Source organism: Pseudomonas sp. 910_23 (assembly GCF_052850795.1).
Window position 1 is genome coordinate 24,372 of sequence record NZ_VXCZ01000025.1, and the last position, 18,072, is coordinate 42,443.

At 59.0% G+C, this 18,072-nt stretch carries 17 protein-coding genes; 6 read left to right on the forward strand and 11 right to left on the reverse strand.

Features of this window, described 5'->3' with window-relative positions; genetic code table 11:
- Positions 1-123: 123 nt before the first annotated feature.
- The 4 genes from FW800_RS24670 to FW800_RS24685 are packed head-to-tail and all read right to left on the reverse strand — an operon-like array spanning position 124 to position 2,715.
- Entirely contained in the window at positions 124-1,437 is a 1,314-nt protein-coding gene (locus FW800_RS24670; protein WP_032876820.1) for a sensor histidine kinase, read from the reverse strand.
- Complete coding sequence (locus FW800_RS24675; RefSeq protein ID WP_005786867.1) at positions 1,434-2,102, reverse strand: response regulator transcription factor; 669 nt, start codon at positions 2,100-2,102, stop codon at positions 1,434-1,436. The genes FW800_RS24670 and FW800_RS24675 overlap by 4 nt, the downstream gene beginning before the upstream one ends.
- Complete coding sequence (locus tag FW800_RS24680) at positions 2,102-2,413, reverse strand: PepSY domain-containing protein (RefSeq protein ID WP_005786865.1); 312 nt, start codon at positions 2,411-2,413, stop codon at positions 2,102-2,104. The genes FW800_RS24675 and FW800_RS24680 overlap by 1 nt, the downstream gene beginning before the upstream one ends.
- On the reverse strand, positions 2,413-2,715 hold the full coding sequence (locus tag FW800_RS24685; RefSeq protein ID WP_005786863.1) for a PepSY domain-containing protein: 303 nt from the start codon (positions 2,713-2,715) through the stop codon (positions 2,413-2,415). Before FW800_RS24685 ends, FW800_RS24680 begins: the two co-directional genes overlap by 1 nt.
- Positions 2,716-2,874: 159 nt before the next feature.
- Between FW800_RS24685 and FW800_RS24690 the strand changes: the two genes are divergently transcribed.
- The 5 genes from FW800_RS24690 (at position 2,875) to codA (ending at position 7,798) form a co-directional block, all read left to right on the forward strand.
- Positions 2,875-3,954 carry a hypothetical protein gene (locus FW800_RS24690; protein ID WP_078820846.1) on the forward strand — a complete coding sequence of 360 codons (1,080 nt, stop codon included), beginning with the start codon at positions 2,875-2,877 and terminating at the stop codon, positions 3,952-3,954.
- A 96-nt stretch (positions 3,955-4,050) separates the two neighbouring features.
- A complete protein-coding gene (gene queD / locus FW800_RS24695; RefSeq protein WP_003190259.1) occupies positions 4,051-4,407 on the forward strand; it encodes a 6-carboxytetrahydropterin synthase QueD in 357 nt (118 codons plus the stop codon).
- A gap of 63 nt (positions 4,408-4,470) precedes the next feature.
- Positions 4,471-5,094: an NUDIX hydrolase gene (locus tag FW800_RS24700; protein WP_446438642.1), complete on the forward strand. Its 624-nt coding sequence runs from the start codon at positions 4,471-4,473 to the stop codon at positions 5,092-5,094.
- Positions 5,095-5,243: 149 nt separating this feature from the next.
- Complete coding sequence (gene codB, locus FW800_RS24705; protein WP_446438643.1) at positions 5,244-6,512, forward strand: cytosine permease; 1,269 nt, start codon at positions 5,244-5,246, stop codon at positions 6,510-6,512.
- Positions 6,513-6,562: 50 nt separating this feature from the next.
- The gene (gene codA / locus FW800_RS24710; RefSeq protein WP_446438644.1) at positions 6,563-7,798 is read left to right on the forward strand and encodes a cytosine deaminase; all 1,236 of its coding nucleotides are present in this window, start codon (positions 6,563-6,565) and stop codon (positions 7,796-7,798) included.
- A gap of 8 nt (positions 7,799-7,806) precedes the next feature.
- Here codA and FW800_RS24715 read toward each other — a convergent pair whose 3' ends face one another.
- Genes FW800_RS24715 through tssI form a run of 4 tightly spaced genes read right to left on the reverse strand, consistent with a single transcriptional unit; the run spans position 7,807 to position 13,589 of the window.
- The gene (locus FW800_RS24715) at positions 7,807-9,957 is read right to left on the reverse strand and encodes a lipase family protein (RefSeq protein ID WP_446438645.1); all 2,151 of its coding nucleotides are present in this window, start codon (positions 9,955-9,957) and stop codon (positions 7,807-7,809) included.
- A gap of 14 nt (positions 9,958-9,971) precedes the next feature.
- Positions 9,972-10,733 carry a hypothetical protein gene (locus FW800_RS24720; protein WP_248130148.1) on the reverse strand — a complete coding sequence of 254 codons (762 nt, stop codon included), beginning with the start codon at positions 10,731-10,733 and terminating at the stop codon, positions 9,972-9,974.
- A gap of 4 nt (positions 10,734-10,737) precedes the next feature.
- Complete coding sequence (locus FW800_RS24725; protein ID WP_446438646.1) at positions 10,738-11,574, reverse strand: DUF4123 domain-containing protein; 837 nt, start codon at positions 11,572-11,574, stop codon at positions 10,738-10,740.
- A complete protein-coding gene (gene tssI, locus FW800_RS24730) occupies positions 11,574-13,589 on the reverse strand; it encodes a type VI secretion system tip protein TssI/VgrG (protein ID WP_446438647.1) in 2,016 nt (671 codons plus the stop codon). Before tssI ends, FW800_RS24725 begins: the two co-directional genes overlap by 1 nt.
- A 596-nt stretch (positions 13,590-14,185) precedes the next feature.
- On the opposite strand from tssI, the gene FW800_RS24735 reads away from it, so the two are divergent.
- On the forward strand, positions 14,186-15,337 hold the full coding sequence (locus tag FW800_RS24735; RefSeq protein WP_446438648.1) for an MFS transporter: 1,152 nt from the start codon (positions 14,186-14,188) through the stop codon (positions 15,335-15,337).
- 9 nt (positions 15,338-15,346) lie between these two features.
- Here the strand turns inward: FW800_RS24735 and FW800_RS24740 are convergent, their stop codons facing one another.
- The 3 genes from FW800_RS24740 to FW800_RS24750 all read right to left on the reverse strand — a co-directional run bounded on the left by FW800_RS24740 (position 15,347) and on the right by FW800_RS24750 (position 17,938).
- Positions 15,347-16,009: a type III secretion effector protein gene (locus FW800_RS24740; protein ID WP_446438649.1), complete on the reverse strand. Its 663-nt coding sequence runs from the start codon at positions 16,007-16,009 to the stop codon at positions 15,347-15,349.
- 418 nt (positions 16,010-16,427) lie between these two features.
- Positions 16,428-16,745, reverse strand: coding sequence for a type III secretion protein (locus FW800_RS24745; RefSeq protein ID WP_446438650.1), 318 nt, complete (start codon positions 16,743-16,745; stop codon positions 16,428-16,430).
- Positions 16,746-16,885: 140 nt separating this feature from the next.
- Positions 16,886-17,938: a type III secretion effector protein gene (locus FW800_RS24750; RefSeq protein WP_446438651.1), complete on the reverse strand. Its 1,053-nt coding sequence runs from the start codon at positions 17,936-17,938 to the stop codon at positions 16,886-16,888.
- Positions 17,939-18,072: the final 134 nt, after the last annotated feature.

Consider the following 18,072-nt stretch of genomic DNA (forward strand, 5'->3'; position numbering starts at 1 on the left):
GCCAGGCTTTTCTGTGGGAGCCGGGCTTGCCCGCGATGCAACACCTCGGTATTTCAGGCAAACCGAGTCGATGCTATCGCAGGCAAGCCAGCTCCCACATTTTTGAACTGGGGTGGGTCAGTGCTAGCGGCGTGGTAGCTCGATCAATACCTTGAGCCCACCCAGCTCACTTTCCTGCAACTGCAACACCCCGCCCCACACCTCAACGATGTCCCGCACGATCCCCAATCCCAGGCCATGGCCAACCCTCTGCTCATCCAGGCGTGCGCCGCGACTGAATACCTGGTCGCGCTGGGCCTGAGGAATGCCCGGACCGTCGTCCTCCACCGCTAACACGTAGCCCCGGGGCGTCTCGCTGACGCTCAAGCGCACCTCGGCATCCGCCCACTTGCAGGCATTGTCCAACAGGTTGCCCAGCAGTTCCAACAGGTCTTCACGGTCCCAGGGCAAATGCAGACCCGGCGCGACATGATAGGCGAGGTCCAAGTGCTCACCATGGATCATGCGCAGGGTGGCCAACAAACCGGGTAGTTCTTTTTCACAGTCAAACAGTGCACCCGGCAGCGCATCGCCCGCCAGGCGGGCACGGTTAAGCTCGCGATTGAGGCGCTGCTGCACCTGTTCCAGCTGCTCGCGCAACAACTGGCTCAACTGCGGATGATCCTTGAGCGCATCACTGGAGGCTGCGCTCAACAGCACCGCCATAGGGGTTTTCAGCGCATGGCCCAGGTTGCCGAGGGCATTGCGTGAGCGCTTGAGGCTGTCTTCAGTGTGGGCCAGCAAATGGTTGATTTGCGCTACCAGCGGTTCCAGTTCCTGCGGCACCTGAGTGTCGAGTTGGGAGCGCTGGCCTTGCTGCAGTTGGGCGATCTGGTTGCGCGCCGTCTCCAGCGGGCGCAAGGCGCGACGCACGGTGACCCGTTGCAGCACCAGCACCAGCAGCAGCGCCACCACCCCCACCACCAGGCCCACCTGACGCATCAGGCGAAAGCTTTCCCGCACGGGTGTGTAGTCCTGCGCCACGCTGATGGAAATCAACTTGCCAAAGCGCTTGTAGTCCGAGCGCAACACCAACAACTGCTGACCTTCCGGGCCCAATTGCAGGTTGCCCTTGAGCCCCGCCTCCGGGAGCCTGGGCAGCTCCTGATCCCACAGTGAACGGGAGCGCCAATGGACATCGGCAAAGTCGATACGAAAATAATGCCCGGAGAACGGCCGCTGATAAGCCGGCGACAGGCGCTGTTCATCTAACTGGACGCCGTTGGGCCCGCGCACCAGCGCCACCAGCAGGTTCTCGCTGTCGTTGCGCAAGCCCGCCTCCAGGTAGCGCTGCAAGCCTGCTTCGAACAGCAAGAGGCTGGTCTGCGCCAGTACCACGCCGACGATCACCATCACGCTGATCAACCCCAGGCTCAGGCGCCGCTGGATCGACTTCATGCCGGGGTGGCGCCAAATCGGTAGCCCTGGCCGCGCCGGGTTTCGATGACGCTGCGCCCCAGTTTGCGGCGCAGATGGTTGACATGGACCTCCAGTACATTGGAGTCACGCTCGGTCTCGCCGTCATATAAATGCTCGGCCAGATGGCTTTTGGACAGAATCTGTTCGGGGTGCAGCATGAAATAGCGCAGCAAGCGAAACTCAGCGGCCGTCAGTTGGATCTCGGCGCCATCGCGCAGTACACACTGGCGACCTTCATCCAGATGCAGGCCGGCGGCTTGCAGCGTTGGCTGGTTGGCTTGGCCGTGGGAGCGGCGTAACAGCGCCTGGATGCGCAAGTACAGTTCTTCGGGGTGAAAGGGTTTGCTCAGGTAATCATCGGCTCCGGCCTTGAGCCCTTCGATACGCTCGGCCCAGGAATCGCGGGCGGTGAGGATCAGTACCGGGATGGCCAGCGCGGCGGCGCGCCATTGCGCCAGCACCTCAAGCCCGGGCAAGCCAGGCAGGCCAAGGTCGAGGATGATCAGGTCATACGGCTCGCTGCGCCCTTGATACACGGCGTCGCGGCCATCGGCCAGCCAGTCGACCGCATAGCCCTGGCGCTGCAGGCCGGCCAGCAGTTCGTCGGCCAGGGGTACGTTGTCTTCCACCAGAAGCAGGCGCATCAGTCTTCCTCATCTTTGATCAGCACACCATTGGTCGCGTCCAGCTTGATCTCGCGTACCACGCCTTCGGTGGTCACCAATTCCACTTCATAGGCGTATTGCCCGTGTTTCTTTTCCAGCTCGGCCTCCAGCAGCCGCGAGCCGGGATAACGCGCCATGGCTTGGTGCAGCAGCTGTTCCAGCGGCAGAATCACGCCCTGCTGGCGCAGGGCCAGGGCTTCATCCTGGTTGAGGTCGCGGGCCGCCAGGCTGGAGCAAAAAATCATGAGCACCAGCGCCACTCGACTGCCGACGCGTAAATTTACCTTCATTACGTATCCTGATGATTCTTGAGAACCTGCCCGGTGAGCGCGTTCAATTCAACGTCCCATTCAATGCCGTCGGCATCTTGCAGCTCCACTTCGTAGACGTACTTGCCGTATTCCTCATCCAGGTCGGTGTCCAGTAGCGTCGAACCGGGGTGAAGGGCCAGGGCCGTGGCTTCCAATTGATCGAAAGCGACAATAGTAACAGTGGCGGGCACGATCAGTGGCTTGTCAGGGTCCGCCGCGGCGGCCTGGGTCGCCGTAACGATGATGATAGCGGCGGCGCCCAGAACAGTGAGGCGCTTCATGATAAGTCTCCGTTACATGATGTTTTCCTACGCCGGTCACGGTACCTGTCGCAACTTAACTGAAACTGAATTGCCACCATGGCAATTTCCAAGCGGACCGTTTTCCCCACTGCCAGCGAGATTTTCTATAATGCCCCGCTTGCCTCAACAGAGACCGGTATGACTGCCATCCATATCAAGTTCCCTGCCTTGACCCTCAAGGCAGGCAAACGCGCGCTCAGCCGTATTCGCGAGCAGGGACTTGCGCCTGCCGACGTGGGCATCCTCCCCGGTGCGGCCGGTGGCCCCAAGGCCCTGGGTATCCAGGGGCTGGACTTGGCGCTGTTCGGTGACTGGTTGCCGCGCGCACCAAGGGAACGCGCGCTGATCGGCGCCTCCATTGGTTCGTGGCGGTTTGCCAGCGCCTGCCTGCCCGACCCGGTGCAGGGCTTGCTGGACCTGGGCCGCTTGTATAACGAGCAGCGCTTCGCCAAGGGCGTGACCATGGCCGAAGTCAGTCAGAGCTGCCAACGGATGCTCGATGACCTGCTGGCCGGCCGTGATGCGCGGGTGCTGGACAACCCCGACTACCGGCTGAACATCATGGTGGTCAAGAGCCACGGGCTGCTTGCCGATGACCACCGTGGGCGGCTGGGGCTGGGCTTGTCGTCGGTAATTGCCGATAACCTGCGGGGCCGCGCCCGGCTGTCGCGGCATTTCGAGCGGCTGATCATCCACGACCCGCGCCAGGCGCCGCCGGTACATCCGCTCAAGGACTTTGCCTCGCGCTTCATCGACCTGGAACTGGGCAACCTGCGCCAGGCGCTACTGGCATCCGGCTCAATCCCCATGGTCATGCAAGGCGTGCGCGACCTGCCCGGCGCCGGGGCCGGCACCTACCGCGACGGCGGCCTGCTGGACTACCACCTCGACCTGCCCTATCACGGCGATGACATCGTGCTGTACCCGCACTTCACCGACCGAGTCATCCCCGGCTGGTTTGACAAGGGCCTGCCGTGGCGACGCAGCAACCCGCAAGGCTTGCAGGATGTATTGTTGCTGGCGCCATCCAGGGACTATCTGGCCCGCCTGCCCCACGGCAAACTGCCAGACCGCAGTGACTTCAAGCGCTTTATGGGCGACGACCCGAGCCGCAACAAATATTGGCAAACCGCGATGAGCGAGAGCCGGCGGCTGGGGGATGAGTTCCTGGCATTGGCAGATAACGGTAAATTGGGCGAACACTTGCAAGCCCTTTGACCCCATGGGGCCTGCTGGCGAGGGGCGGTATGCGCAAGGGTTGATCAAACTGTTAAACTCGCCGCCTGCCAGACACCTGACCGAGCTGAAAACACTGTGGAAATCTTCAAGGAATTTACATTCGAATCCGCCCACCGCCTGCCCCACGTACCGGAAGGCCATAAATGCGGGCGCCTGCATGGGCATTCGTTCAAGGTGGCCATCCACCTGAGCGGCGACCTGGATCCCCATACCGGCTGGATTCGCGACTTCTCGGAGATCAAGGCGATTTTCAAGCCGCTCTATGAGCGCCTCGACCACAACTACCTCAATGACATCCCCGGCCTGGAAAACCCCACCAGCGAAGTTCTGGCCAAGTGGATCTGGAATGAATTGAAACCCCTGCTCCCGGAACTCAGTGCAATCCGCATCCATGAGACTTGCACCAGCGGCTGCATCTATCGCGGCGAGTAAGCGGTAGCGTGTCGAAAACCACCTGCGGGTGGTTTTTTTTGGAAATGCCTACAGGAGAACGTGATGGAAAACACCTGGCTGACCCACGCCAAGCGCTTGCAGGCACTGGCTTCCACGGGGCTGCATTTCTGCACCGATGATTTCGAGCGCGAACGTCTGGAAGAAATTGCCCTGATCGCCCACACCATGCTGGCGCAATTGGGCAACGTGCCGCTGGAGCGTATCAACGGCCTGGTCTCGGATTTTGCCCAGAGATATTCGACGCCAATGATCGATGTACGCGGTGCAGTGATCGAAGGTGAGCGGATTTTGCTGGTACGGGAGTCGACGGATGGCTGCTGGGCATTACCTGGTGGTTATGCCGACATCGGTTTGTCGGCGGCCGAGAACATTGTCAAGGAAATCCGCGAAGAAGCCGGGCTGACGGTCACCGCAAGGACGTTATACAGCGTGACGCACAAAGCCAAGGGCTTGTACCGGCCGGATGTGAGGGATTTCTACAAGTTGTACTTCCTGTGTGACCGGGTGGACCAACTCGCGCCCATGGCAGGTTTTGAAACCACCGAAGTCGGTTTTTTCACACTGGATGATCTGCCGCCCCTGTCTCGCGGGCGCACGATTGAAAGTGATCTTGAGGCGGCCTTTGCGTTTCATCGGGGTGAGACCACGCAGACGCTGTTCGACTGAGCCAGTTTGGCTCACCGCTGCACTGCTTCTGCACCGGATTGGGCTGGGGTAACTTGAAGGGGCTTGCTTGCGCTAGCTGATATCTACCCGCCTCTGCGTTGGCACGCACGATGCAAACGAGCTGCGTCACTACTCAGGGAGCAGCCCCCATGACGCAGCAACCACCTGGCAACGATTACCCCCTCAGCGAAGTCCCCCTGCATGCGCGCAAAGGCCTTGCGTCCACGGCCATGGTGTTGCTGGGTTTTACCTTTTTTACCGCAACCATGTTTGCCGGCGGCAAGCTGGGGGTGGCGTTCAGTTTCATCGACATGCTCGGCGTCGTGGCCCTGGGTAACCTGTTGTTGGGTATCTATGCCGCAGGCCTGGGTTACATCGCGTTCAAGAGCGGCCTGAATTCGGTGTTGATGGGGCGTTTCTGTTTTGGCGAAGTGGGCAGCAAGCTCAGCGACTTGATCCTCGGTTTTACCCAGATCGGCTGGTATGCCTGGGGCACTGCCACGGCGGCCGTAGTATTGGGCAAGTATTTCCAGCTGAGCCCAGGCAGTGTGCTGGGGTTGATGATGGTGTTTGGCTTATTGTTCTGCGCCACCGCCTATGTGGGGTATCGCGGGCTGGAAATCCTGTCCTGGGTCGCAGTGCCTGCAATGGGGTTATTGTTGATCCTGTCGATGTGGGTCGCCACGGTGAAGGTCGGCGGGCTACCGGGGCTGCTGGCGGTGGTGCCGACCGCAGAGTTGGACTTGTCCACGGCGATTACCCTGGTGTTCGGCACCTTCGTCAGCGGTGCGACCCAGGCCACCAACTGGACGCGGTTTTCACGCTCGGCCAAGGTCGCGGTGCTGGCCAGCCTGATCGGTTTTTTTATCGGCAATGGCCTGATGGTACTGATCGGCGCCTATGGCGCCATCGTCTATCAGCAACCGGATGTGGTAGAGGTTTTACTGCTGCAAGGTTTCGCCATGGCCGCGATGGCGATGTTGCTGCTCAATATCTGGAGCACCCAGGACAACACCATCTACAACTTCGCCGTCGCCGGTTGCAACCTGCTGCGCACCCAGCGCCGCAAAACGGTGACCCTGGCCGGTGCAGTAATCGGCACCCTGCTCGCCTTGCTTGGCATGTACGACCTGCTGGTGCCCTACCTGATCCTGCTGGGCACCGTGATCCCGCCCATTGGCGGGGTGATCATGGCGGACTTCTTCTATCGTTATGGCGGCCAATATCCGCGCCTGGCGGATGCTCGCCTGCCGGCATTCAACTGGCCGGGTCTGGTAGCGTATGGGGTGGGTACCGTACTGGCGTTCAATTCGCCATGGGTCGCGCCACTGGTGGGAATTGTTGCCGCATCGCTGACCTACGTGTTGCTCAGCGCCATACTACGCATCATGACCGCCGGGGCATCGATATCGCCTTGAGGATCCGGCGGCTGCCTGCCTGATTATTTTTAGCCAAGAGGAACTTGACCATGCACATCATCAATGCCCGCCTGCGCAACCGTGAAGGCTTGCATGATCTGCACCTGGAACACGGCCGGATCGCCAGTATTACTGCGCAAACCAGCGTTCCCACGCTCGCGGCCGGCGATCTGGACGCCGCCGGCAACCTGGTGATACCGCCTTTCGTCGAACCCCACATCCACCTTGATGCCACGCTCACTGCCGGCGAACCGCGCTGGAACATGAGCGGTACGCTGTTCGAGGGGATCGAGTGCTGGGGGGAACGCAAGGCCACCATTACCCAGGAAGACACCAAGGCCCGGGCCAAAAAAACCATCCAGACCCTCGCCGCCCATGGCATCCAGCATGTGCGCACGCATGTCGACGTCACCGACCCGGACCTCACCGCGCTCAAAGCCATGCTGCAAGTGCGTGAAGAAAGCACGCACCTGATCGACCTGCAAATTGTTGCCTTCCCCCAGGAGGGCATCGAGTCGTTCCGCAATGGCCGCGAGTTGATGGAGGAAGCCATTCGCCTGGGCGCCGACGTAATCGGCGGCATCCCCCACTTCGAATACACCCGCGATCAAGGGGTCAGTTCGGTGAAGTTCCTCATGGACCTGGCCGAACGCACCGGTTGCCTGGTGGACGTGCATTGTGACGAAACCGATGACCCTCACTCACGCTTTCTCGAAGTGCTTGCCGAGGAAGCCCGCAGCCGCGACATGGGCACCCGCGTCACCGCCAGCCACACCACCGCCATGGGCTCCTACGACAACGCGTACTGCGCCAAACTGTTTCGCCTGCTGGGGCATTCCGGCATCAGCTTTGTGTCTTGCCCCACCGAAAGCATCCACCTGCAAGGCCGCTTCGACAGCTTCCCGAAACGCCGCGGCGTCACCCGTGTCAACGAGTTGCTCGAAGCCGGCATGAACGTGTGTTTCGGCCAGGACTCCATCGTCGATCCCTGGTACCCGTTGGGTAATGGCAACATCCTGCGCGTGCTGGAGGCCGGCCTGCACATCTGCCATATGCTCGGCTACCGCAACCTGCAAAGCGCGCTGGACCTGGTCACCGACAACAGTGCCAAGGCCATGGCCCTGGGTGACCGCTACGGTCTGGAAGCCGGCCGCCCTGCCAACCTGCTGATCCTGTCGGCCGACAGCGACTACGAAGTCATTCGTAGCCAGGGCCTGCCGCTGTACTCGATCCGCAATGGCAAGGTGCTGATGAAGCGGCAACCGGCACAGGTGGAGTTTATGTAACCCGGTGGCTAGACGATGGAGTCGATATCCAGTGTTTGCGCCCTTGCCAGATCATCGTGGGAAGGCGGTGGGATGCTGGCAAATTGAGCAGGCTCGCGATTCTCACGGTGGCTGAACCAGCGTTTGAGGCTGGCGTGCAGGTGCGCAGCCTCCGCATGACTGCCGTAGACATCGCGGGCTTGAAGGCGACGCCAGCGCAGGCTGGCCAGACGCTCACGGCTGGTGTGCAAACGGTCGATCTCGGCGTTCAAGGCATCGTTGGTTTCATGGCTGCGATCATTGGCAGGGCGTAGACGGGCGAGGTCACGCCGTTTGGCCCGCAGTTGCGCGCGCATGTCCTCAAGAGCCTGGTCGAGCAGCTCAAACTCCCTTGGAGTCACCAAGGGGCCTTGGCTATCCAGGGTTTGTTGCCAGCGCCGCAATGTAGCCCAGGCCGCAGGGATGTAGCTGGTGGTCATGAAGTGTTGACCGGCCTGAAAAAGCTGCCTCAATAGATTGTCGCGGTCGGGCATGTCGCCCTGCAGTTGCAATGCGCGATTACAACCCGCCTCTTCGATGGACTCACAGCCCGGCTTCCATAACACCGAAGAATGGGTGCCATCCGGGAGCGTGATCGGCATGAAGTGATGTTGTTCACCATGATGTTGATAGGGGTTGCCCCCCATGCGCACCAACCCGGCGGCGAACAACAGGCCACCGGGTACAGGAGCACTGAATAAGGTGATGGCACCGGGTATCCAGAGTTTGGCGGTGGTGTTCATCCACGGGGCGGGGACACTAGGCACGGGGTCGTTGTGATTGACGATGCGGTGGTGGACAAGTGATGAAGCGCCGGCAGTGAATTCGGAGTCAGCGGCACGGGGCGCCCCATAGGTGTAAAGGAGGATGTTGTAGTGGGCGTCCGGCGTTCGGCGCAGTCCTTCGGCCAACAGCAATGCAATGGCGCCGCCGAGGCTGTGGCCGCAAATTACAATGCGTTGGCCGGTGTGAAACTGATCAAGGTATCGCAATACGAAATCACGCATAGCCCGGTAGGCTTGATAAAATCCGTCATGCACTTTTCCAACGCCTTCGGCAAACGCTACCTGATGGGCGTCTGCGTCACGTAGCACATCGGCACGGCTGACGGTTCCTCGCACAGCGATCAGGATTACCTCATCGTGGTGAGTGATGAAAGCCTGGGTGTCGGTGCCGAATTTTTCGTCATCGAAAAAGTGCAAGCGCGCAGGGTGCTCCTGTTCTTCCTTCAGTTCCGGTCGGTTTTGGGGATACAACTCAGGATCGAATGGCAGGATTTCGAAACGGCTGGAATAAGGGACCTCTTCATAGAGCGGATAAAAACGCTGCACTTGCTTCGGGTCAATTCGCCAGGCTTCGTGATACAACGAAAGCTGTTCAGCGAATAAATTTCCAACGCTTGGATCCAGCGGAAACCGGACTTCATGCAAAGGCCTTTCTGAGGGTTCCTGCCCAAAATCGCAATAACTCAACGCGGCAAACAATGCGAGCTGGTACAGGTTCAGGGCACTGAATCTGTCTTCAATACATAGCATTGGGCGCAACGCCCGTAGTGGTCGTACTTCGAGGACAGTGTGGTTGTTGGGGAACAGTACGATACCTGACAACGTTGGCTCGGGTGGGCCGAATCCAAGGTCGGCCATCATTTTCAGTACATGACGTTTGGGACTATGGGCACGAGGCGTTATCGCAGGTAAGTGGGCAACATGGCGTACTAGATCCCTGACTTCGACTTGGTAGAATTGGTTGGCTTGTTGTTGTGCAGGATTAGCCTCAACGCGACGCCCATCGGCCATAGCAAATCCAGTCTGCTCAGCACGAACTTGAAGCTCGGTAACTGGAAGCTGATAGGTCGGTCGCATCATTAACCGACGATATGGCTGCCCTGCTCCTGAATACAGGTCATCAAAAACAAGGATGACGGGGCCGCTATTAATATTTTCCAGCTTGGCAAAGCCTTCTCCATTCAATCTACCCTTGTACTGCTGTCCTACACTGTCGCGGACGGTATATGGCAGGCCGCCATACGTCGCGCCAACCCCGAGCTCATCGACCAGGCAAAAGCTGACCCAGTGCCCTCGCAATGAACAAGCTGGCGCACTGTCGCTGAAAAAGGATCGCTTCCTTGCGTCCAAATACATGGCTTAACTCCTTATCACTCACACGTTGGATAAATATTGCAGATGCGGCCATCCGGCATTTTTATTGGCTTGAAATCGGTGTTATTGCCATTGCAGTAAGCATCCAGATCGGCAAAATCTATACCCTTGCAGCGTTTCCACCCTCCTGGAACAGCGACCCAGTTATCGCCAAAAGCGGGGCGTTCCTCATCAGTCATCTTTAGCATCACCCTGAGGGTTCTCCCCCGCAGTTGATCGCGCTGTGCAGTTCCACCAACGCGTGTTGTCTGCAACTGTCCTAGCGAATTAACCGAACGGCACTGGAGGATTTTCCTGATTGCATGAAAGGGACCTACTGTCCGAAACAACCATTGACACTGACCTGATAGCTCCTTTACTCCTTTCTCCTGCATCCCAGGTATATCCAGATGATCGCTAATAGAGATATAGGCATCATCCCCCCCCACATCTGTATCCCGCGCGCCCCACTTCGCATAAAAACCAAACTCCACACTGCGCAGTACCAACGGGCAACCCTCTACCGTTTCAGCCAGCGGCAGTTCATAGCTAATCCTGCTCGCTACCGGTTTGTATTCCGTGAAAAAGACTTTTCGCTCTGGTCTCTTACCTCGACGCCTGGGTAAAACGCAGCGTTCACCCGTCGCAGGTCGGTAATTGGCAGCAGTTTTAAGTTCAAACTGGGCCGGCAAATCCACCTCCAATGTAAAACTATCCACCACCCGCCCCGCGCACCCCGGAATCCCCGCGCCCCCAAGAACAAGCAACACCGCTGCCATCCACCTACTCACCGTTTCCCACCTCCCTGTGCCACTGCTCTACGACCCGGTCAAAATGCACTTCAGGTGTTTCCCCAGCCCGAGGCGGCCAATGAATAACGCTGCTTCGGATCGTCTCTTCCAACCGGCGCACCACCAGGAACGCCAACTGCTCGGGGCTGCGCCATTGCCAGGTCCGCGCCTGTTCCAGTATTTGGCCGAGCCAGACCTTGGGGTCCTGGAATTCGACCAATGCCGCCAGGTCCTCACTGTGCTCCGCGAGCAGATAACGCAGGATATTGGCGTGGAGGATGGCTTCGGCCTGTGGGTTTGGCGTATCCAGCCAGGGCACTGGATCCGGTGCCGAATAATCGCCCGGAGCAGGGTTTTCGCTTTGGTGCCAGCGCCCTTCATGCCAATAGCACACGCTGACCAGCGGCCCGAGATAGACCGGCCAGTGCTCCTTTGATAGATGGAGCAAGGCGCGGGCCAGGGTGCGGTTGTCGTGAATACGATAGAGCGCCCGCTGCCCCGTCGGCCCCACCAGCAGCCTGTCGCGCCAATGTCGCGTTGCACCCGCCAAGTCGGCAGCGGATAGGCTAAAGAGCCATCCCCAGTTCGACTCGGGATGTTGCAGCAGGTCGATCAGTGCAGGCTCATTCATTTGTTCCAGCAATAGGATCAGCGGGCCAGAACTCGCCAACTGCGACGCATCGGTCTCGCTGTAGAGCTTGCAATAACGCGACAGGTCGCGCCCTGCCAGCAGCGGTTGGCTAGCCTCATGACTCCCCTCAAGCATCAGGCATAGGTGGTAGCCTTGTTGCTGTTGTCGGGCCATCCATCGAGTGACCAGGCTGTCCATCAAGCTGCCCTCCCCGCAATATCGCACTGACCTTCGCGGCAGCATTCGCACAGGGGGCAAAAGTCCGCACCCAGTTTTTTAGCCAAATCCATGATGACGCCTTGCGCTGCAGAAACTTGCGCGCCGGCAACTGGCGGGGGCGTCACCGAGCGCGTTGCGGACGGTGAACCGCCCAGGATGATGGGCCGGCTGCTGAAAATACCTCCGGCCTGAATCAGCAGGTGCTCTCCGCCAGCCTTCAGGCTCAGTTGCGCACCCGCATCAATCACCAGGTTGGCACCAGCCTTGAGATGAACCTGTTGCCCGGCTTCGATCACCAGGGTCTGAGCAACACGGGTCAGGCTATCGCCCTGTACGTCGAGGTGGTCATGCGCCTCGAGCACAACCTTGCGAGCACCGAGAACATGACGACGATCCTCACTTTCCAACCGAACCGTACTGGTTCCCCGAATGACTTCATGCCGTTCCCCTGCCACTTCCAGGCGGCTGTCATGCCCCACCCGTTGTTCCAGGTCACGCTGGGCGCGCAGGTAGATGAGCTCTTCGCCACTGCGGTCTTCCAGATGCAGCTCATTGCCACCGCTACCGCCTGGGGAGCTGCGGCTGCGCAGTACCGTGCGTGTCTTGTGCTGTGGCAAGGGGTAAGCCGGCAAGTGCGACGCATTGGGCAGGCAGCCGTTGACCAAAGGTTGGTCCGGGTCGCCTTCCAGGAAGCTCACCAGCACTTCCATGCCTACCCGGGGAATGACCAGCGCGCCAAATCCGTCACCGGCCCAGCCCGACGCCACCCGCAGCCAACAGCTGCTCGTATCGTCGTTTTTGTCCAGGCGATCCCAATGAAAGCGCACCTTCACTCGGCCATAGGCATCGCAATGCACGTCCTCTCCAACGGGCCCGGTTACCGTTGCGGTCTGGCTGCTACTGATCGTCGGCTTGGGGTGCTTGAGGGCCGGGCGATGCACTGCGCGCCAGGGGGTTGCAGTGAATCGGTTGCGATAGCCCTGAAACCCGCCGGCCTCGAATGCCGACTCTTCCAACACCTGCGGCTGGTAGCCCTCATGACGCACCGACGTCAGCAACCATAAGTCATTGCACGCTGGATCCGGGTGACCGCACAGTTCAAGAAAGTGACCACTGCGTAACGCGGGTTGATCGCTTTTGCCCAACACCCGATGGCGATCACGCTGATGGCGCTCCAGGCCACGCCGCGCCAGTTGCGCCCCCCGGGCACGGCCGGTGAAACCACCGGGGCATTCATAGTCTTCCCATGGTTCTGCCGTTTTGGCACCGGCCTGTTCTTGCAGGCAAAACGAAGGATGCTCAAAGTCATAGTCTCGACGCACGGTTCGCTGACTGCGTGTCTGCAAACGCCGGTCGAAGCGCTGGACCACCCGGGTCTCGAGCGCCGGATCACCCGACGAGCAATAACGCTGCACCGCCAGCCGTCGAAATACCGTCTGGTCGTCACCGAATACCAGCAGATGGTTATCCACGCTGTGGCGAAAATGGTAGTGAATACCCTCCTCTTCACACAGCCGCTGGATAAAGTGCAGGTCGGATTCCCTGTACTGCACGCAAAACACCCGCGGTGGATACACCACCGGTCCAAGCTCGAAGGCATAGGCGTCGGCAAGGATCCCGTGGTGTTCAAGGACCGTTGCAATGATCTGCGGCACGCTGCGTTGCTGGAATATCCGCTGGTCGCGACGATGGGCAAGGCAGGCCAGGCGCGGGGCGAGGGTCAGGTGATAACGGGTGAGCCGCACGCCAGGGTCACCTCGACCGATGGCGTAGACCTGCCCATGCAGCCCCTGCTCCGCTTCGCCAAAGTCCAGATAGGCGGGTTGATGAAGCAGCGCCTCCAAATCGAAGGAAGGGTCTTCGCTGACCAGTTGCACATGTATGAAGTAAGGCTGATCGAGGGCTTCAGTGCCTTTGAATGCCACTACCTGAAAGTCTGTAGTTATGCCTGAAAGAACTAATTTGAAACGTGACGAAACAAACGCGTTAACCATCCTTTGTTACCCGCCATCAACTTTTCAACTGAACGACTCTCCCTCGCCAATACCGGGTGGATTGCGAAAAAAAGCACCTGAACAGACTAAAGCTTAGCGATTTCCGGCGCTTTTCGGCGCTTACCCAATAAAAAAGAAGTTTCGTACATCGAAGATGGAAGTGTCGCTTATAAAGCAAGACATACAGCCAATGAGCCATCTAAGAACAACAAGAAAATTCTTACGCGATTTTATATCTGAATAACCAAGTTCCGAAGAAACAGCTGACATCTGCCCACCAACGTTATCGGACAGGGGAAGCGTATTACAGAACCTCCACCCTGTGGGAGGTGGCCTGGAAGGTGGTAATCCGTCGCAAGAAACCTGGGGTTCAGCCACCCTCACGAGGATTACACACCTTCCAGACCACCGCCTACAGGCTCGATCACTCCTGTGTGGTTATCAGCCACCAAAGCGTTCCGGCTTTGTAAAAATAATTTTCTCGATCCGTATTTTTGATTCCGAACGCGAAGGGAACCCGGCTCGCTCCAGAGGGCCTGATGTGCAAGGATGTGACACTGAACATCGCTCGATGAACGCAAAACCAAGGACTTTTCATGACTGCCATCCCCACCCCTGCGCCCGTAATTCCCGGGCGGCTGGAGCAGATGTCGACGCGCATCGCTTTCTTTATCGCCGGCTTCGGTATCGCCGCCTGGGCGCCCTTGGTGCCGTATGCCAAAGCGCGCGCAGATCTGAATGAAGGCACGCTTGGCCTGCTGCTGTTGTGCCTGGGAGTTGGCTCGATCATCGCGATGCCGGCAGCAGGCGCCTTGGCATCGCGCTACGGCTGCCGTCGCGTACTGACCGCAGGGACGCTCATGATCTGCCTGGCCCTGCCGATGCTGGCCACTGTCAGTTCGATCCCGTTGTTGATCGCAGGGTTGTTCCTGTTCGGCGCGGGCCTGGGCACCGTGGATTCCACCGTCAATCTGCAAGCGGTGATTGTCGAGCGCGCCAGTGGTAAAACCATGATGTCGGGCTTCCATGGTTTGTTCAGCCTGGGAGGCATCGTCGGCGCAGCGGGGGTTGCCGGATTGCTGGGCCTGGGCCTGTCGCCACTGCAGGCGACACTGGTAGTAGTGGTTATCATGGTTGTGGCGCTGCTCAAGGCCGCACCGCACCTTCTGCCTTATGGCAGTGAAAGCTCCGGCCCGGCGTTTGCGGTGCCCCATGGTGTGGTGTTGTTCATCGGTTGCCTGTGTTTCATCGTGTTCCTGGCCGAAGGTGCCGTGCTGGATTGGAGTGCGGTATTCCTCAGTGCCGAGCGCGGCCTGGATGAAGCTTACGCCGGCCTTGGCTACGCGGCATTTGCCTTGACCATGACCGCTGGGCGTTTGACCGGTGATGCCATTGTCCGACGCCTGGGGGCAACGCGAGTGATCGTGATCGGGGGCACCTTGGCGTGTGTCGGCCTGCTCATCGCGACGCTATTACCAGCCTGGGAAACTGCATTGCTTGGATACGCATTGGTGGGTGCCGGGTGTTCGAATATCGTGCCGGTGCTGTACACCGCCGTCGGCAAACAAAAGGTCATGCCGGAGCATATTGCGGTGCCGGCCATCACCACGCTCGGTTATGCCGGCATTCTCGCCGGCCCTGCGGTGATCGGTTTTATCGCCCATGGCAGCAGCCTGAGTACCGCCTTTGTATTGATTGCGGTGTTGCTGGCGGCCGTGGCCATCAGCGGCAAAATCCTCAAGGTATAGGCCCGACAGTCAGCGCGCTTTGCGAGCATCGTCCAGCTCCCGCCAGCGCTCGAGGCTTTTGTTGCTCAACCACCCCTCTTTGTGGGGTGGGCCAAACAGTCGTGTGCCGTTGGCACGTTCCAATGAAGGCAGCAAACCTGGACGTTCGATAATGTTCTTCGCCGTGTAGACACACAACTCACTGTATTGGGGCCTGGGCATGCCGGTAGACGTATCCAGTACAGGGCTGCCCTTCTGATCAACTTCGTAAGGGTCCTGCATGACCGCCTTGAGCTTGGCAATCTCAACGTACTGGTGTTGTTCGAACAGGAAGGTGCGGTCCATTGTCTTGTCTCTCAACTGTTCAAACTGGCTTTGCAGCGCTTGCACCACTTGCGCGTTGCCATGGGTATGAAACGGATCCTGGCTGAACACACTCGCCGAGCTGTTGCCATGCAAAGCCTGGGCTGCCGCACTGAGGCTGTCACGCGTGATATCGCCGTCGCGGCTGAAGATGGTGTCGCTTAACCGCGCACGCTTGAGAATTTCCCTGACGACCTGAATGGCGCCGTCCAGTGCCTCGTTTTCACCCATGGGTTGAGCGGCGATCCGCTGCAATGACATCCAGGTCAAGCGCCCCTCGTTAAGGAAGGGGTGCAACAGGCCAAAGGCTTTTTCAAGGGCCTTTGCCAACTGCTTGTCCGTTGAAGTTTCACCCGGCAGGGAACTGCTCGCCCGTTCAGCGGGGAAGTTCTGTAGGCCTCGATGACTTAGAGCGGATAACGTTCCGCGCAAAAGAGTGGGCTGGCGAGAGATCCCTCGCTCCGGCAGGGAAGAGGCTTCCTGCCAAGTGACCGGTGATAGCGACGTTGCTCGCGCGGCTGATCCGCCAGGGGCGAGAGGCCGACCGGGAGGTAGTACACCCTCGATTTTCATGGGTTTTCTCCAACTCTATTCAGATGCATATCCGCTTGGTGACCTGTGTCGGAATGACAAGATCAACGAATGGATTCCACTCGGACAAGCACCTCATGTGTGGTTGGAGGGAGACGGCAGTTCCGGATGAGCAGCGAATACCAATGACAATATGTAAAAGCCCAGCAAGGCAGCATCAACCTGACTTTCGACTACGCCACCACGTCGTCAGGCTATTGATCAGCCCGGTGCTTTTAAGTGAATCGGCGCAGGCCACTGGGACCTGGCGGTCAGCCAACATGCCCCGGGAAAAATCATCCGCAACGGGCGCCTGAAATTTTCGCTCGCCGGCAAACGCTTTCATGCGGCGGGCTTGGGCCACATATTCCTGCGCGGCAGTGGGCATACCTTCTGATACTCCGCCCTTCTCGGACAGCGCAGGGTTTACTTGCTGGGTGTTTTGCAGAAGTTCAAGGCGGCAGGATTGGGAGGAATTAAACGAAGTTGAAGTCATGTGTTTTCCCTCAGGCGAAATCTGAAAAGCAGTGGGCCGATGCACCACCGCAGTTACCACCTATGTGGCAAATAAGCGTAAGCCGTTCCTTAAATGATTGAATCAGGCGCCGTTTTCGCAGCACAGCGCCTGAAGGCGGGTTATTGCGGCAGTAAGGCCAATGCTTTGCGACGGATCTTTCCATCGCCGTCGGCACTGACGAGGTTATCCATCAGTTTGAGCAGGTCGCCCCGTTTCATGACTGCCTGGGCCAATTGGATCAGGTGATCCTTGGCTGCATCGCCTGTGAGCTCCTGACTTGCAAGCTTCCTCAAGTCCTTGAATTTCAGGTGTGGCCCGCCGCTCCCATCCTTGAGTTCATCGAAATGCTCGAGCATTTCAGCGGCCAATTCCTTGTCAGTCTTGTACTTGAAGTAGTTATCTCCCTGGATAACCGCGTTCAGGCTTTTCCAATCAATAAGATCATTCAACGCACCGGTGCGACCGTCCCGGTCAAGCGCCGCCACCAGTTCCGGACGTCGCAGCAGCTCATTGGCCAAGCGGGCGTTTTCCCTCATGACCGGGTTAGGTGACCATCCTCGTTTCGCCATCGCAAGAATGCTGTCAACGCTGATAGACCCAGGGTTATTTGGATCTCTAAACGCGTTGAAGCTATCGCGCAATTGCTGCGCCAACTCTTCGTTACTCTTTAATGAGTATTGCGGATCCGGCCTGCCGGGGGCGACCGGATAAGGCCTACCCCCTGCAGTAGGGTCGGGGCGCGGCGGTGGATTGCTTGCCCCGGGGTTGGGCCTTGGCGGCGGGTTGCTGCAGCCCGGATGCATGGGCGGCCGATGCCCCAGGAACCAATGACTGAGCCAGCGCTTGAGTTGGCTCAGTAAGTGATGCAGCCCGGGAGGGTTGTGTTGATGGCCAAGCACATCAGCTGCGGTTGTTGCCGGCTGATGGTGATCGAACACCGGCCCGGCCTTGTTTTGCGTGGTCGGGAAGTTGACATGGGCAGCACGCTGATCATTGAAAGAAGGCGCAGCAGGTGCCTCGCGAGTGTTTTTGACGACAGCCTTGCCAGTGACTTGTGAACGGTCTGGCGTTGTTGAAGCAGAGACGGATGTATCCATCGATACAGACATAGGTTTCTCCATTGCAGTAGGCGCGATTTCAGCTTGTCGCTCCAACGCAGTGTCGAAGCCCATCAGCTTTCCCATGTGTGGTTTTGTGTCGGAAACAGTTCCTGACGCAGCAACAATACGTGCTTTGACGGTGTAGGAAACAGATCAGGCAGGCTTGCGTTACGCCGGGCGCGGGCAAAAAAAAATCGCAACCCTTG

Excerpts from the sequence above, each read along its gene's own strand:
- codB (WP_446438643.1), top strand. The coding sequence starts at position 5,244 with ATGACGCAGCAACCACCTGGCAACGATTACCCCCTCAGCGAAGTCCCC.
- FW800_RS24715 (WP_446438645.1), bottom strand. The coding sequence starts at position 9,957 with ATGTATTTGGACGCAAGGAAGCGATCCTTTTTCAGCGACAGTGCGCCA.
- FW800_RS24680 (WP_005786865.1), bottom strand. The coding sequence starts at position 2,413 with ATGAAGGTAAATTTACGCGTCGGCAGTCGAGTGGCGCTGGTGCTCATG.
- FW800_RS24700 (WP_446438642.1), top strand. The coding sequence starts at position 4,471 with ATGGAAAACACCTGGCTGACCCACGCCAAGCGCTTGCAGGCACTGGCT.
- FW800_RS24720 (WP_248130148.1), bottom strand. The coding sequence starts at position 10,733 with ATGGCAGCGGTGTTGCTTGTTCTTGGGGGCGCGGGGATTCCGGGGTGC.
- FW800_RS24690 (WP_078820846.1), top strand. The coding sequence starts at position 2,875 with ATGACTGCCATCCATATCAAGTTCCCTGCCTTGACCCTCAAGGCAGGC.
- tssI (WP_446438647.1), bottom strand. The coding sequence starts at position 13,589 with ATGGTTAACGCGTTTGTTTCGTCACGTTTCAAATTAGTTCTTTCAGGC.
- FW800_RS24675 (WP_005786867.1), bottom strand. The coding sequence starts at position 2,102 with ATGCGCCTGCTTCTGGTGGAAGACAACGTACCCCTGGCCGACGAACTG.
- FW800_RS24750 (WP_446438651.1), bottom strand. The coding sequence starts at position 17,938 with ATGGGCTTCGACACTGCGTTGGAGCGACAAGCTGAAATCGCGCCTACT.
- FW800_RS24670 (WP_032876820.1), bottom strand. The coding sequence starts at position 1,437 with ATGAAGTCGATCCAGCGGCGCCTGAGCCTGGGGTTGATCAGCGTGATG.
- FW800_RS24725 (WP_446438646.1), bottom strand. The coding sequence starts at position 11,574 with ATGGACAGCCTGGTCACTCGATGGATGGCCCGACAACAGCAACAAGGC.
- codA (WP_446438644.1), top strand. The coding sequence starts at position 6,563 with ATGCACATCATCAATGCCCGCCTGCGCAACCGTGAAGGCTTGCATGAT.
- FW800_RS24685 (WP_005786863.1), bottom strand. The coding sequence starts at position 2,715 with ATGAAGCGCCTCACTGTTCTGGGCGCCGCCGCTATCATCATCGTTACG.
- FW800_RS24735 (WP_446438648.1), top strand. The coding sequence starts at position 14,186 with ATGACTGCCATCCCCACCCCTGCGCCCGTAATTCCCGGGCGGCTGGAG.
- FW800_RS24745 (WP_446438650.1), bottom strand. The coding sequence starts at position 16,745 with ATGACTTCAACTTCGTTTAATTCCTCCCAATCCTGCCGCCTTGAACTT.